The organism is Aliivibrio sp. S4MY1 (assembly GCF_028765545.1).
Taxonomy (GTDB): domain Bacteria; phylum Pseudomonadota; class Gammaproteobacteria; order Enterobacterales; family Vibrionaceae; genus Aliivibrio.
In genome coordinates this window covers 84,752-99,284 of record NZ_JARACP010000002.1, presented here as the reverse complement: position 1 = coordinate 99,284, position 14,533 = coordinate 84,752, and the positions used below count along the sequence as shown (strand labels likewise).

At 38.2% G+C, this 14,533-nt stretch carries 13 protein-coding genes; 6 read left to right on the top strand and 7 right to left on the bottom strand.

The features are described from left to right. Window positions 1-142 precede the first annotated feature (142 nt). The 4 genes from PVK71_RS02960 to PVK71_RS02945 are packed head-to-tail and all read right to left on the bottom strand — an operon-like array spanning window position 143 to window position 4,416. Window positions 143-820, bottom strand: coding sequence for a TVP38/TMEM64 family protein (locus tag PVK71_RS02960; RefSeq protein ID WP_274417791.1), 678 nt, complete (start codon window positions 818-820; stop codon window positions 143-145). Window positions 821-836: 16 nt separating this feature from the next. Next, window positions 837-1,607, bottom strand: coding sequence for a (Fe-S)-binding protein (locus tag PVK71_RS02955; RefSeq protein ID WP_274417792.1), 771 nt, complete (start codon window positions 1,605-1,607; stop codon window positions 837-839). Beyond that, window positions 1,604-3,400 (bottom strand): FAD-dependent oxidoreductase, encoded by a 1,797-nt coding sequence (locus PVK71_RS02950; protein WP_274417794.1) that lies wholly within the window; start codon window positions 3,398-3,400, stop codon window positions 1,604-1,606. The genes PVK71_RS02955 and PVK71_RS02950 overlap by 4 nt, the downstream gene beginning before the upstream one ends. Window positions 3,401-3,429: 29 nt before the next feature. Then, window positions 3,430-4,416, bottom strand: coding sequence for a sulfurtransferase (locus PVK71_RS02945; RefSeq protein WP_274417795.1), 987 nt, complete (start codon window positions 4,414-4,416; stop codon window positions 3,430-3,432). A 404-nt stretch (window positions 4,417-4,820) separates the two neighbouring features. On the opposite strand from PVK71_RS02945, the gene PVK71_RS02940 reads away from it, so the two are divergent. The 3 genes from PVK71_RS02940 to PVK71_RS02930 all read left to right on the top strand — a co-directional run bounded on the left by PVK71_RS02940 (window position 4,821) and on the right by PVK71_RS02930 (window position 7,911). Next, window positions 4,821-6,518 (top strand): sensor histidine kinase, encoded by a 1,698-nt coding sequence (locus PVK71_RS02940; RefSeq protein ID WP_274417884.1) that lies wholly within the window; start codon window positions 4,821-4,823, stop codon window positions 6,516-6,518. Window positions 6,519-6,525: 7 nt separating this feature from the next. Beyond that, window positions 6,526-7,143, top strand: coding sequence for a response regulator transcription factor (locus tag PVK71_RS02935; RefSeq protein ID WP_274417796.1), 618 nt, complete (start codon window positions 6,526-6,528; stop codon window positions 7,141-7,143). Window positions 7,144-7,236: 93 nt separating this feature from the next. Beyond that, window positions 7,237-7,911: a nucleoside-diphosphate sugar epimerase gene (locus PVK71_RS02930; RefSeq protein ID WP_274417797.1), complete on the top strand. Its 675-nt coding sequence runs from the start codon at window positions 7,237-7,239 to the stop codon at window positions 7,909-7,911. A 54-nt stretch (window positions 7,912-7,965) separates the two neighbouring features. On the opposite strand, the gene PVK71_RS02925 is transcribed toward PVK71_RS02930, so the two are convergent. After that, on the bottom strand, window positions 7,966-10,374 hold the full coding sequence (locus PVK71_RS02925; protein WP_274417798.1) for a beta-mannosidase: 2,409 nt from the start codon (window positions 10,372-10,374) through the stop codon (window positions 7,966-7,968). 382 nt (window positions 10,375-10,756) lie between these two features. Between PVK71_RS02925 and PVK71_RS02920 the strand changes: the two genes are divergently transcribed. Continuing rightward, window positions 10,757-11,044, top strand: coding sequence for a hypothetical protein (locus PVK71_RS02920; RefSeq protein WP_274417799.1), 288 nt, complete (start codon window positions 10,757-10,759; stop codon window positions 11,042-11,044). A 38-nt stretch (window positions 11,045-11,082) separates the two neighbouring features. Beyond that, window positions 11,083-11,511, top strand: coding sequence for a hypothetical protein (locus PVK71_RS02915; RefSeq protein WP_274417800.1), 429 nt, complete (start codon window positions 11,083-11,085; stop codon window positions 11,509-11,511). Here PVK71_RS02915 and PVK71_RS02910 read toward each other — a convergent pair. Beyond that, window positions 11,503-11,988 carry a hypothetical protein gene (locus PVK71_RS02910; RefSeq protein ID WP_274417801.1) on the bottom strand — a complete coding sequence of 162 codons (486 nt, stop codon included), beginning with the start codon at window positions 11,986-11,988 and terminating at the stop codon, window positions 11,503-11,505. The two genes, PVK71_RS02915 and PVK71_RS02910, sit on opposite strands and share 9 nt — an antisense overlap. A gap of 454 nt (window positions 11,989-12,442) precedes the next feature. On the opposite strand from PVK71_RS02910, the gene PVK71_RS02905 reads away from it, so the two are divergent. Then, the gene (locus PVK71_RS02905; RefSeq protein ID WP_274417802.1) at window positions 12,443-12,565 is read left to right on the top strand and encodes a hypothetical protein; all 123 of its coding nucleotides are present in this window, start codon (window positions 12,443-12,445) and stop codon (window positions 12,563-12,565) included. Window positions 12,566-12,620: 55 nt separating this feature from the next. Here PVK71_RS02905 and PVK71_RS02900 read toward each other — a convergent pair whose 3' ends face one another. Continuing rightward, the gene (locus PVK71_RS02900) at window positions 12,621-14,402 is read right to left on the bottom strand and encodes a methyl-accepting chemotaxis protein (protein ID WP_274417803.1); all 1,782 of its coding nucleotides are present in this window, start codon (window positions 14,400-14,402) and stop codon (window positions 12,621-12,623) included. Window positions 14,403-14,533 lie beyond the last annotated feature (131 nt).

Genomic DNA, 14,533 nt, shown 5'->3' with positions numbered 1-14,533 from the left:
AATTTGTTACGTCGAAGTAACAATAAAGGGATAGTAAGTTATCTATCTCTATTATGCATCTTAATTTGATAATAGATTTAAACAATTACTATCCCTGCTATATCAACATATCTAACGTTAAATTTAGTAGAATGGAGCGATATTACTTCGCTAATTCTTCCATGTTGATGCCTTTTTTCTTTGCAATGTATTTTGGAATAAGAGACATACCAAATAGGATTAAACCTGCAACTGCAAATTTAACCAACAACATTGCAGAGACTCCGTTAGTTGCAATATCACCAGCCATATAAGCGAAAATGAATGCACCTGGAGCCATTGTTACAAGTGAGACCAACGCATAAGTGCTTAAGTTCAAACTAGTTAAGCCGTAAGCATAGTTTTGTAAGCTAAATGGGAACACAGGAACTAAACGCGTCAAAATTAAGAAACTTGTTCCGTTCTTTGCTACACCATCATCAATTTTTTTGAACATTGGATTGTCGCCAAACTTCTTCATAATAGTACTGCGAAGTAGAAAACGAGCAACGATAAATGCAACAACAGCACCTAATGTCGCAGAAAACAGCGCTAAGATCCCACCTTTGATAGGGCCAAACACAATACCTGCAACTATGGTAAATGCACTACCAGGAAGTAAGAAAACACAAGCGAAGACAAATGCGATGACAAATACGGCATAGCCCCACGCACCAAAGCCTGCAATCCACTCTTGAAGGCTCTTAATATCCGTGATGATCTCAAGAATACCTGTTTGTTTAGCGGCGAATAATGCCAGTGCAATTACCGCAATGATAAGAGCAATTTTTACGAATTTCATTTTACATCCCTTTAAATTAGTTAACAGACATACACTTGATTAGACCCGCTTTCGATTTATAGCGGTTGAACCATGATTTAACAGGACTTGCCAATACGTTAACTGGTGGTTCATCACCATTCATTACGACTGGACCAAACATTAAATCAAGGATATGCCATGCTTTAGTACCCACACCCATCATTGAAGCGCGACATGCAGAGCAGTACACCACAACGTGACCTGTTTTAAACTCTTCAACACGACGTTGAATAACACGTTTAGCCACATCAGGGTTTGCAGGAACCACCATGCCACCAAAGCCACAACAGCGTGTGTTTTCTTTAGTGTATTCTGGCTCTGCAATTTGATAACCAAGCTCAGTTAAGATCCAGCGAATACCAGCTTGAAGCTCACTTTCATAACGTGTAGAACAAGAATCATGAATGGTGAACACCACATCACTGTTTTTTGCTTTACCAATTAATTTAGCAGGAAGGCCGATTTGAGGTAGCAATTTCCATAGTGATACTGGTTTTTGACTGCCACCCGATTTTTTAATGACGGCATAGCAGCTTTGACAAGCCACAATCACTTCTTGTGCATCAAGCTTATTGAAATCTGCTTGCAGTTGGCCGTAACGCTCTTTAAATAGTTCCGTTTGACCAATTGCTGAAGTTGGTTTACCACAACATTTTTGAACTGCGCCCATGTCTGGATACACTTCTTTTAGATATTTTGCGATGCTCGCAACGCCTTCAGGCGAGTAGGATGGCAGACTGCATCCTGGCATAAATACTTTACTCATTTTGAACCCACCGTACGTTTAGCCATAGTGAAGAATTTAGAGAAGCCAAGCTTCTGGTGCATATTGATTGCTTTGTGTCCTGGAATTGGAGAGTTACCGCCATTGGCATTAACAAAATCCACACGAGCGCTTAAGAACATCTCTTTCATTGGATAATCTTTAGGACAAACAATCGTACATTGGTCACAGGCATTACATGAATAAGCCAGTAATGGGTCCATCGTTTTGTTGTCGATGAAATCACTAAACAGTGTCTTAGGACAATCTCCAAAGTCATTCATCATCACACATTCGTTCATGCATAATTTACAAGAACACTGCAGGCAGCGAGAGGCTTCTTGTTTGATTTGTTCTTCAGAAAAACCAAGGTCAACTTGCTTAAAATCTTGTTTACGCTCTTCAATGTCACGTAATTGGCCATGTAAGCGAGGAATATCTGTTGTGCCTTTTGGTAAAGGGACATCAAGACGAGAAGTGTAATTGTATTCTTGTTCGAAATTACGGTCTTCAGTTAAAGGACGTTTAGCAAACTGACGTTCAATACTAAGTGCCGCTTTATGGCCTAGTGCCATTGCCTCAACAACAATGTTGCCACCACAAGCATCACCAGCAACGTAAACACCATCAACGGAAGACGCTAAGGTTTGCTTATCAACCACATAACGACCGCCGCGAGTTTGCTCCAGAGCACCATCAGTGATGTCTGCGACTACTTGTCCTGTTGCAAAAATAACGGTATCTACAGCGATTGTGCGGCTTTCATCTGAGTAACTTGGTGCAAAGTTGCCATTTTCATCAAAAATAGAAATGACTTTTTTAAGAACGATTCCAGTTACTTTTCCATCTGTTTCTTCAATTGAAATTGGTCCCCATCCGGCATTAAATAGCACACCTTCTTCTAGAGATTCATCGATTTCAATTTGGCTTGCAGGAAGTTTTGTCATTTCTTCTAATGAACATTGGTGTACTTCATCAGCACCGATACGCCAAGATGAACGAGCACAATCCATAGCAACGTCGCCGCCACCAATAACCATGATACGTTTACCCGCACGAGGGAAGTCTCGCGTTTCTGAAACTTCTTTTAAGTACTCAACTGCAGAGAATACACCTTGGGCTTTGTGACCTGGAAGCGGAATAATCGAGCCTACGTGAGCCCCATGAGCTAATACAATAGCGTCATGAGAAAGGCGAAGTTCATTAAAAGAGATATCTTTACCTATTTCTACACCGAATTTCGTTTCAATGCCCAGCATATCTAAATAGCCGTATTCAAAATCGATAACATCACGTGGTAAACGATATTCAGGAATACCGACACGCATCATGCCACCGTAAACATTCAGCTTTTCATAGATCGTAACTTGGTGACCGCTACGACGAAGTTCAATCGCCGCTTGCGCACCAGCAGGGCCTGCGCCAACGATAGCGATTTTTTTACCACTGTCATTGGCAACGGTTAGATCCCAGTTGCTTTGCTTATCCATTTTTTCAGCAACAAAGCGTTTGATCCCAGCAACACTGATTGGTTGGTTAAATTCAGCATTACGACGACATGCGGCTTCACATGGGTGAGCACAAATACGACCAAGCGTTTGAGGTAAGAAAAGTTTGCCGCGAATTAAATCTAAGGCTTCTTGATAATTTCCTTCTCCTGCTAAACGTACATACTGTTTTACATCCGTGTGCATTGGGCATGCAGTTTGACATGCCGGGTCGGCATCACCCATACAGCCATCTACAATCAGCTGAGCTGTGTCGTAGAGTTTTTGACTAAAAATTACATTGCTCATTTTTATTATGATTCCAAATTAAGATCGAATTAGCTTTGTTGACCGTTGATAACGGTAACGTTCGGCTGTTTTTCTTCATAGTGAGCGTGGCTGTACTCAATCCATGAGCCGTCGTAGTTGTACACTTCTTCTGCACCTAGAACATTTTGTAAGATCATTGTGGTGTGTGCAGAGCGAACGCCTGATTGACAGTAGGCAATGACTTTTTTGCCTTTGATTACATTGCCGTATAAAGCTTGTAATTCTTCTGCTGATTTCAGTGTGGTGTCTTCGTTTACCGCTTTAGTCCAGTTAATGTGAATACTGTTTGGGATTGTTCCTGGGCCAAATGCACCACCAACCGTTGTTGTGCCATTAAATTCGTCGTTACCACGCGTATCGATGATGACCCACTCGTCACTGTTTTGTGCTTGAATCACCATATCTAACGTAGCAAGTGCTGTGTGCTTATGAGCTGGCTGAGATGTCTGATAATCACTTTGTTCAACCGATGGATTTGCATTGCCTGTTGGTAAATCAGCACCAACCCAAGCGTTTAAGCCGCCATCTAGGTAGCGAATATCGCTGTGGCCTAGTGCTTCAATTTGCCAAAACAGACGAGCTGCATCGTGGTGTGATGTTGCTGCATAAACAACGATAGTTGATTCAGGCGTTGCACCGTAAGAGCTTAGAATTTTTTCCATCTCTTCGGTTGTGTTACTCATGCCATCGAACTCATAAGTGCCTTCTTTTGCTGAGTAACCATCACGCCACATGGTAAAAGAGCCTTCGATTGGTGCGTCTGGTTTCATTGGATTTAATGCACCAATAACCACAACATTGTCGCCATTATCCATCATTTCTTTTAGATCTTGAGCTGCAATGAAGTGTTCAGGGTGAGCATAATGAGAGAATTTTTCAGTTAGGTGTTGTTCGCTGATCTTAAAAGAAGGAGCAGAAAACATAGATTTGTAAGTTGGATACCCTATTGCTACTGCAGCGACTAAAACGCTGATGGCAATCGTTGATTTTTTCATTGTGTATTTTCCAGTAAGTTTAAAGTTTTTGTGTTTTGTAAAAACAAAACAGATTGAATTTTTGAACCTAAAACTGGAGGAAGTGGCTGCTAACTTTTTTATTTTAGTTTGATGTTAGAAGTGGCACAAAAGGGTGTTATCCCACTTACCTCTAAGGTAGTAGTGGAATTTTGAGTTATTCATTAAATTGTCACTATTGTGGTAAACCACAATAATGATAATGACTTGATCTAAAACAATAAATTTATTGTGAAAATCGATGATAACTGCATTCCTAAATGTGATGTATAAGGCCCTTTTCATTGAGTGATAACCATTACCAAAAACGACTCTCATTTCTTTTATGCAGTTGTTTATTTGTCTTACTGATTTGTCCTACGGTTTGCTATGCGAATTCAGTAAAAATAAAGCAATATGATGTTGGTGTATTGGCATTAAGAGGGCATTACCACTGTAATATTGCGTGGGAGCCAACGATGAAATGGTTGGAGTCACAAATCCCAAGCAGTAAGTTTGTATTGCACTCTTATAATTTTGATGGGTTAGAAAATGCATTCCAAAATGGCGAGTTAGATTTTTTATTAACCAGTCCAGGGCAAGCAACCACATTTGCAAGACGATTACCTATTAATTGGTTAGCGACTCAGAAAAAAGAGCATGAACTTCCTTTGAGTAAAGCCATTGCTTCTTCTGTGATCGTAAGAGCTGATTCGCCTTATAATTCTTTACAAGATATTGAATATGCAAGAATAGCGGCGGTGTCAGAAAAAGCGTTTGGAGGCTTCATCGCCTTTCACTTTGAAATGGATAAACTCGGTTATTTTAATTCGTCTTTTTTTGATCGTATCCAATTCACTGGCCCACCAACAGATAACTTGATCCGCTTGGTAGACAATGGAGAGTTGGATGTTGCTATAGCCCCAGCTTGTACGTTGGAAGAGATGGTAGAAGAAGGATTTATTGATCGTTCTGATTTTCGTGTTTTAGGCCAACAAGAGCACGATGGATTCACTTGCGCTGTCAGTACACCATTGTATCCAAATTGGACCTTTGCAAAGACGGATCGTGCCTCTAATGAAATTGGTAAAAAAGTAACTCAAGCCCTATTAGCCATGCCTGCTAATGCTATTGCTGCGGAATCAGCAAACAACGTAGGCTGGACTCTTCCAGAGAGCAGTTTAAATGTAGATAAGGTATACCAACATTTTGATATGCACCCATTGCAAAAACCATGGACACAGCAGATGGAAGATTGGCTACACCGTAATCCGTATTTGGCATTAATGTTGATCGCAGTATTATTCGGGTTAAATATCTACCATGTATTGCTTGAGTTGCGTTTTAAACGCAGTAAAAAGGCGTTACGCAAAACGTTAGAAGATTTGCGAGAAAAAAGCACCATGCTTGAACACGCACAACGAATTATGATTGTAGGCGAGCTAGGGAGTAGTTTAGCGCATGAGATAAATCAACCGTTGTCAGCGATTAAAAATTACAGCCAAGGGGTCAAGCTACGTATTGAAAAAGGCAATAAGTCAGAAGACCTTCTTCCTGTGATGGAAAAGATCCAACAACAAGTGACGGTTGCCAGTGATATCATTCAGCGTCTAAGAGATCTTATCCATAAAAAACCGATAGAGAAGCGACGCTTTTGGTTAGGAACTCTAGTTAATGATACTTATCGCTTGATTGAACCTGATTTTCACAGAAGTAATATAACGATAGAGATTAATAGTAATGGTGAGCCTAATATGGTGTCCGCAGATTATACGGGGTTGCAGCAATTACTGCTTAATCTGCTAAATAACGCCAAAGACGCTTGCATCAAAATGGGTAAAATAACAGCCCCTCTTGTTGTGAGAATTGAGTTAATTTATTTGCCTGATCAAGTGCGTATTATGATCATAGATAATGGAATTGGTATTGAAGACGAAACAACACCGTTAGAACAAGCATTTTATACCACTAAAAAAGACGGTTTGGGATTAGGTTTAGCGATTTGTCGAGATGTGATTGAAAACCATGATGGAATTATGAAATACAGCTCAGTTAAACCAAGAGGGTGCAGTGTAGAGGTGATTTTGCCTTATCAAAAGGGATAAAAAGGTAATGGATACGGAATATACCGATTTAAGTACTTCAAAAGTGTACGTGGTTGATGATGAACACTCAGTACGAGAATCATTAGTTTTCATGCTTGAAGGCTACGGCTTCTCTGTGTCTGAATTCAGTAGTGGTCGAGCGTTTTTAGATTCTGTTGATGTATTGGCACCAGGTTGTGTGATTTTAGACAGCCGAATGCCTGATTTAAGAGGTCAAGATGTACATGAATTGCTTAATCAACAGAGCAGCCCTTTAAGTGTAATTTTCCTCACTGGACATGGTGATATTCCAATGGCAGTTGATGCCCTAAAAGCTGGCGCGGTAGATTTTTTTCAAAAACCAGTTGATGGGGAGGTGATATTTACTGCTATTCAAAATGGATTAGCGGCTTCTGACAAACGTTATAAAAGCCAAGATGTTCATCGAGCCTATTTTACGTTAACAGCCAGAGAGCAAGAGGTGCTTAAATTGATTGTTCAAGGAATGAAAAACCAACAAATGGCCGATTCAATGTGTGTATCCTTGCGTACCATTGAAGTTCATCGTTCTAATTTGATGAAAAAATTAGACGTAAAAAGCGTGGTAGATTTGATCATGCGTTACGGAAATAGTATTAGTAATTAAACAAGTAAATAATAATTAATGGACAACTTATGCCTTCATTTATGTTATTAAGCTAAAATTACAATGATAAGAAAAAATACTCAGGAGTAAGTTATGTTTGATTCAGCATCGATCATAATCGCAGGTTCGACAGGATTGATTGGCCACCATTTATTAAATTTCTCATTAAAAAATGAATCTGTTGATCGAGTTTATAGTTTATCTCGTCGAGCACTTGATGAAACAAGTTCAAAATTAGTTCAGATGGTGAGTGATGATTTATCTATAGATAAGCAGCAGATAGAAGAAAGCCCCCCTGAAATTGGTTTTATTGCTTTAGGTACAACCATCAAAAAAGCAGGCAGTAAAGCCGCATTAAAAGCGATAGATACGGATCTTGTTGTTTCTGTTGCCCAATCAATGCGAGAGGTTGGTGTACGACACATTTATGTGGTTTCGTGTATTGGAGCGTCTTCTTCTGCATTCTCGTATTATTTAAAGTGCAAAGGAGAAATGGAAGACAGCGTATCGCTGTTAGGATTCTCTAGTGTGACTTTTATGCAACCTGGACCATTGTCTGGTGAACGAAGTGAAACACGAAAAGATGAAGTACTACTGCAAGGGGTCATGAGTGTTATTAATCCAATAATGAAAGGCTTTTTATTAAATTATAAGCCGATAGAGGGTGAAGTGGTTGCTCAATGTATGCTTGATTTAGCGTTAAGCACCCATCAAGTATCAGGTGTTCATCGTTATACTTCAAAAGCGATGTTTGAAAAAAGCCAATGAGACTGTCATTGGCTTTGGTATAAACATATTAAGAATGGTTATTTACTGATTTAATTAGTAACTATTTGATAGATCATATACTCGAAGTGTATTTTTTAAGGTATCAATATCACCGCCAAGATATTCAATTGTTACTGGTTTTTCAGGCAATAAAGTAAAGCTAGAATCACTAAATCGTCCTTTGCCGTCATGTTCTAAATGAACAAAGAAAGCGGGATTATCAGTATTAAGAGTAATCATTGAGCCTTCTTGAGTGAAGCTAATGTTCGCTTTTTTCATCGATAACTGTTTTAGCTGAGAGGTTGTAAACCACGTATTTTGAAGATATTCACCGTTTACTTGTATCTCAGTAAAGAAAAAGCTATTTGTTGCACTTACATGGAATTTTTGTTTACATAATGACCAAATTACATCGTTACCATCCGCTTCAATAGTATAATTGATAGACCATTGCCCTAATATCTCACCATTAAAATCCATCCAATAAACGGTGCCATCAAGGTGGTTTTCATTACGGCTATCATTAACTGCTCGAATACGTAATTCTGTGTCAGTTTCTTCAAAAGGCACATAGGTTGGTGCGAAAAAACGTTTCGCATGGTAATGAAGTTGCTTCCATCGTCCGCTGTATTCAATACTAGACCATGAACTGACAGGCCAGTTGTCGTTAAGTTGCCAATACAGCATTCCACGACATATAGGACTGATAGCTCTCCAATATTCGCAACCTGTTTTGATCGCAATAGATTGCTGAACTTGGCTTAAATACAGCATATTTTCGAAGCTAGATGGGAAGCGAAAATAACGAGTAAACATTTCGGTGATAATGCTATTCCCGCGTCCGTTCTTTTGATGGCTCTCAAAGGTTGGAGAGGTGACATTCCAATCTTGCTCTGGAACAAAACGTTTTACTTCCGCAAAAGAAGGCCATGACTGAAAACCAAACTCAGAGCAAAAACGAGGCTTGATATCTAAATACGCATTAAAGGATTTACCAGAGTGCCAAACATCCCAAAAGTGCATATCGCCCCGGTTATCATTGTGCCATGCGTCACCAAAATCCATGTCTCCATTGCAAGGTGAGCTAGTCCAGAAGCGACGGCTAGGGTCTTCTTCAGCAATCCATTGAGCAATATTGCGGTTTAGACGGTCATAATTAACCGTGTAGGTGGTTTTGTTATTTTTGGATTCATCGTACCAACCAATGGCACCAATCACTTCGTTATCGCCACACCAAAGCACAATAGAGGGGTGATCTTTTAAACGCTGAATTTGTTGGCGGATCTCGGGTTCGACATCATTTATAAAAGTTTCAGTTGATGGGTATAGTGAGCAAGCAAACATCATGTCTTGCCAAATCATTAGCCCTAACTCATCACAGATATTATAGAACATATCCGATTCATATTGCCCACCACCCCACACGCGGATCATATTCATATTCGCGTCTTTTGCGCTGCTTAATAATTCACGATAGCGATCTTCTGATTCGAGGCCCGGCATTGCATCCATCGGGATCCAATTAGCCCCTTTTGAATTAATAGGAAACCCATTAATAACAAACTCCATCGCAGAACCAATGTGGTCGGCTTTATTATTTAACTCTAATTGACGAAGCCCAATTTTCTTAGATATGGATTGGTTATCAAGTTCAACATTCAGTGTATAAAGCGGTTGTTCTCCATAGCCTGCTGGCCACCAAAGCTTTGGATCTTCAATATGAAAAATCGTGCTACTTTCGCCACTACTATTGCTAAGTAGCGTTTGAGTTTGTTCTGCAAAAGTTATTGTCAATTCGTGATCTGCAATGGGTTCATGCCTAATAGAAACCACAATATCGACACTGCCTTGATGCCAAATTTGTTCTGTGTGCACAGAATGTAAGGCGATAGAGTTAATCACATCAATCGTAATGGGGTCATAGACTCCAGAAACCAATAAACAGATCCCCCAATCCCAACCAGAGTGGCATTGTGTTTTACGGATTAAATTCATATGTGGGATCTGATTATTACCGACAGCCCATGGAATTGGCATTGGTAAGCTTTCTGCTCGTTTCTTTGCTTCTTCATCAACTCGATGTAAATGAATCGAGATCCTATTTTCACCTAAGACAGCAAATGGAGTGATATCAATACGATGCAATTGAAACATATTAGAGCTGCGTAATACGAGTTCATCGTTAATGAAAACATCAGCAAGGGTATCTAAACGGCTTAAATTCAAAAGTAACGAAGAGGCGTTTAGGTTGGATTGAGATAAAGAAAACGTACGAGATAAGTGCCAATCACATTGACTTACCCATTGGACATCTTGTTCATTGGTTTCTTGGTAAGGGTGAGGGATGATATTAGCGTAATAAAGCGCTTGATAATTATCACCAGGAATGACCATAGGAATACAAATCGTTGGGTGCGCGGGAGAGGTTAGTGTCCAATCGCCATTGAGAGAAACTTGCGACATAAAAAATCCTTCTGATGCCGTATTAATTAAGTGAGAATGCCAAGGAGTGTATGTCTGTAATAAAAGAAAATATGTGACTATATTCTCGGATAGGATGGAAATTTTATTATTAATTTTTATAAATTAGAGTGTAACCACAATTATTTTATAGTTATTAATAATGTCATTTGTTAATAAGATTTAATGGAGGCATTTTTGTATACATAAACTGAGTATTGTGAGAGTTAGATCAATTTTTACTGATTTATTGATTGATTGTTTCACTGTAAGTAAATAGATTCATTCATGAGTTTTATAAAGTTTTGTTAACTCTAAATAATAAAATATCACATCCAATTTTAAATCATTTTTGAGACGTTTTATTTAATAGAGGAAACTAGCTATGGCTAAATATCAATTCTTTTGCATTCCCAATAGCAATCGTAAGCAATACACCTTTCTTGATATGGCATCAAGTTCGTTCTTACAAGAGAAGTCTGCGATCTTAGATCAAGGCTTTGAAGTCGAGGATGATGTTATCTATGCAGACTCTTCCAAAGAAGCGGTAGAAAAATTCCAATCAAACTTTATTTATGCAGTTGATGAGTATGGAAAAGCTGATGTTAGTTATGGCTTTGTCGTCTTTCTTCAATCTATCTATAAAATGTTTTTTTCTAAAAAGATTAAATAACTTATCGTAATAATAACAATGCATGAAAAGGAAAAAGCATGGACAAGGTATTATTTGATTCGAAGAAATATCAGCTCACAGAAAGCAGTTTTACCTATCAAGGGCACAAGGAAAAAATAGAAAATATTTTAGGTCTTAATATAATTCAGTGGGGGAGAAAAGAGCGTATTAAGTATGGAATGGGGCTAGGCATATTCAGTGTGATCATGTTCTATACTATTGGCTGGTTTTTAATATTGCCAATCCTTGATGCGTTAAGTGGGAATGAGTTGTCTGATTATTTAGTTGAAGCGGTTACTTCATTGGTTTTCATCTTTTTTAGCGTGTTAGGTTACCTTTCTCGTAAGGGATACACATTAGAGATAGAGAAAATGAATGGAAATAAAGGAACCATAGGAAAAAGTACTCATCGGTTAGACTTTGATAAATTATTAACAGCTTTTGTAAGAGCAAAAAAGTTAAAATAAATCATCAAAAGACAATTGCAGGTGGTGCATCAAGATGATGCCTTTTGAATCTGGCACAATACCATTTACAACAGAAAGGGCGATTGTGTCGGTAATAGGGTAAGTAAATATTAACTGAGGTATTAAATACAAGCTAATGTCTTCATTGATGTAAGTGATGATTTGGTCTTGTTCATAGCCTGTAACTACACCAGCGACAGCCCCTAAATGAACGGAGAGATCGTATACTTTTATCTCATCTTCCATTCGAAACTTCCAGCCGACCAAAGTGGATTTGTTGTGGTAAGAATTAACAAAATGAGCAACACTAAACCCATTATTAATGCTTAAACCTATCAGTTGATGGTTTTCATTATAATCATATTCTCTATCAACATAGTGATTACTGTAACCTAAAAAAGCGACCTCTAGAGAGGTTGAAAAGGCGTTTGTTGTAACAAAAATAAAAAGTAAACCAGGCAGTGAAATCCATTTCATTCAGACTCCTAAAAAGTGAGAGGGTAAGATGTAATGGTAGTCTGATAATATTGATTTTTCTTGTTTATTTATAAATTATTGGGGTCAGGCTATAAAAATGACATAACCACAAATACAGTACCAAATACAGCTTGTTTCACTATAAAACCATTCTTTTTGCTGGCGACAGCATGGGCAAATTAGTTTATCCATCATCTTCTCGTTCGTTGTTTTTATTCTTGTATTTAATTATGGAATTAAATTTTAGTTTAGCAAATCAAAAGGTGAGCTCATGAGACTCATTTAGAGTTAACTTGTGTTTTTATGTAATTGCCAGAACTATCAATAGCAAGGGCTTGAAAAACGAGTTATTAATACTCGGTATTTAGTCATGTTTTTGGCTAACGTCACATTTTGAATGTAAGAAATAAGAGTAGAATAGAATTCTGAAACAGATATTACTCAAGGAGGAGTGATGATTATCTCAGATGGGTTAAGCCCGCTAACAGAGCTTGTTATATGGATGAGTTATGCCGTGACGATAGTGATAGCAGTATTGGCTGTTGGTATATTACTCGAATTTAATAAGAAAGAATAAAACAAAAGACAGCGATATTTATATATGGCTGTCTTTTTTAGTTTAAAATTAATTTTTAATTGGTCTTAAATTGTGACACTTGTTCTTTCATCTCCTCAGCTTGCTCAGCTACCTGTTGCAGTTCAGTTAAACAAGCTTGTGCTGAGTGAATGTTACTGTCAGTTAAATCATTAAGTTCAGTGATAGTTTGGCTTACTTCGTTGGTTGTTGTGTTCTGCTCTTCAATGGCTGAGGCTATTTGAATTGATGAGTCAGAAATGGTCGACATATCTACGATGATCTTATTTAATATTGCTTCTGCACTACGGGCTTTCTCGACAGAGCTTTCACCTTGTTCGCTGCACTTCTCAATATTAGTAACCACTTTATCAGTTTGAGTTTGAATAGATTCAATGATTGATCTTATCTCTTCTGTTGATGATTGGGTTCTTGTTGCTAAAGAACGAACTTCGTCAGCAACAACTGCAAATCCACGGCCTTGTCCACCTGCACGAGCCGCTTCAATTGCGGCGTTAAGGGCTAGAAGATTAGTTTGCTCTGCAATGCTTTGAATCATCTCAACCACACTACCTACTTGACCAACTAAGCCACTTAAGCGCGAAATGTCTGTTTGGCTTAAGATCAGAGTGCTCGATAACTGAGTGATCTCTTGCGATGCGGCATGCAAGGTCTCTTGGCCTTCTGTTGCATGCTGATGTGATTGGGTAGCGTTGCTTGCTGCTGCCTCAGTATTGTTTGCAATTTCAGCGACAGTTAGGCTCATTTCATTGACTGCCGTAGCCATCATCATTGTATGTTGTGACTGTTGGTCAAAATCGCGCAGTACTCCCTCCAATTGAGTTCTCATTGCAGACGCGCTGCCTGCTAAGTGAACTGATTTTAGTTGTGTATCACCGACGAGAGAGTGAATTTTATCTAATAATTGATTAAAACTTAACCCTATTTGGCTGATCTCATCATTGCCCATATTTTGAGCTCGTAATGAAATATTATTAGTATTAGTAATTTCTTTAATGACATTAGCTTGGTTTGAAATACGGCGAACAATCATCAAAGAGAGAGAAATAGACAGAGCAATTAATATGATGATTAAAAGGCCTGATACAAAGTATTTTTGCCAATTTAAATAGGCAATATGTTCATTCACTTTCTCGTTTAACTCTTTAGCTAACAGAGAGAAATTACTTTCAACTTCAGAAGACTCTGTACGAGTTTCGCCTTTTAATCCTTGATCGTATTTTAAGCCTAATGTGATTTTTTGTTGGATAACAGCGTTCGCATTAGAAGCCAATGAAAATAGCTCACCCGTATAATTATTTAAAGTAATAGGGTTACCGTTAGCAACACTTTCATCAAAGCGTAGAATCCCTTCTAATAAACTGATGTTTTGTTGACGAAACGCTTTAGAGAATAATGCCTTTCGATTTTTATGATAATTTGCAAGCAACCCATCTTGCTGAGTTAACCCCAATACTTGGTAGGTGCTCACTAACTGCTGAAAAGTAGTTTGATACTCTTCTAACTCTTTTTTTATCAGATCATTACGCTCAAGTTTAATGTCAAATTCATCAAATGTTTGAGATATATTTTGGCTTTTTTTCATGAATTTTTGAGCGTTTTTATCAAATTTAGCAAGGTATTTTAAATCCATTCTTGCCATGAAATCTTTTTCATTTCGACGCATATTAAGCAAATTAATTTCTAATTCTGCTAAATCTAAACGGGCTTGGTTTAATTGGTTTGCATCTTGGCTTATCTTGTAAGCATACCCAAGGGTAAAGATCATGCCTAGTACGCCGACTAGGCATAAAGAGTAAAGTATGTGTTTAATTTTCATTTAATTTGCTATCCATAATGTCGATTACTTTGCGACCATACCGACTATTTTATGAATTATCAATAGCGTGAATGGTAGATTTAAACTAATCAGATTTGTTGATGTGTATGGGTGGGAAAGGAAATTAATAG

What these genes read in the sequence shown, in the direction of transcription:
- PVK71_RS02925 (WP_274417798.1), bottom strand. Translation starts at nt 10,374, where the DNA reads ATGTCGCAAGTTTCTCTCAATGGCGATTGGACACTAACCTCTCCCGCG.
- PVK71_RS02935 (WP_274417796.1), top strand. Translation starts at nt 6,526, where the DNA reads ATGGATACGGAATATACCGATTTAAGTACTTCAAAAGTGTACGTGGTT.
- PVK71_RS02900 (WP_274417803.1), bottom strand. Translation starts at nt 14,402, where the DNA reads ATGAAAATTAAACACATACTTTACTCTTTATGCCTAGTCGGCGTACTA.
- PVK71_RS02955 (WP_274417792.1), bottom strand. Translation starts at nt 1,607, where the DNA reads ATGAGTAAAGTATTTATGCCAGGATGCAGTCTGCCATCCTACTCGCCT.
- PVK71_RS02950 (WP_274417794.1), bottom strand. Translation starts at nt 3,400, where the DNA reads ATGAGCAATGTAATTTTTAGTCAAAAACTCTACGACACAGCTCAGCTG.
- PVK71_RS02920 (WP_274417799.1), top strand. Translation starts at nt 10,757, where the DNA reads ATGGCTAAATATCAATTCTTTTGCATTCCCAATAGCAATCGTAAGCAA.
- PVK71_RS02960 (WP_274417791.1), bottom strand. Translation starts at nt 820, where the DNA reads ATGAAATTCGTAAAAATTGCTCTTATCATTGCGGTAATTGCACTGGCA.
- PVK71_RS02915 (WP_274417800.1), top strand. Translation starts at nt 11,083, where the DNA reads ATGGACAAGGTATTATTTGATTCGAAGAAATATCAGCTCACAGAAAGC.
- PVK71_RS02910 (WP_274417801.1), bottom strand. Translation starts at nt 11,988, where the DNA reads ATGAAATGGATTTCACTGCCTGGTTTACTTTTTATTTTTGTTACAACA.
- PVK71_RS02905 (WP_274417802.1), top strand. Translation starts at nt 12,443, where the DNA reads ATGATTATCTCAGATGGGTTAAGCCCGCTAACAGAGCTTGTTATATGG.
- PVK71_RS02930 (WP_274417797.1), top strand. Translation starts at nt 7,237, where the DNA reads ATGTTTGATTCAGCATCGATCATAATCGCAGGTTCGACAGGATTGATT.
- PVK71_RS02945 (WP_274417795.1), bottom strand. Translation starts at nt 4,416, where the DNA reads ATGAAAAAATCAACGATTGCCATCAGCGTTTTAGTCGCTGCAGTAGCA.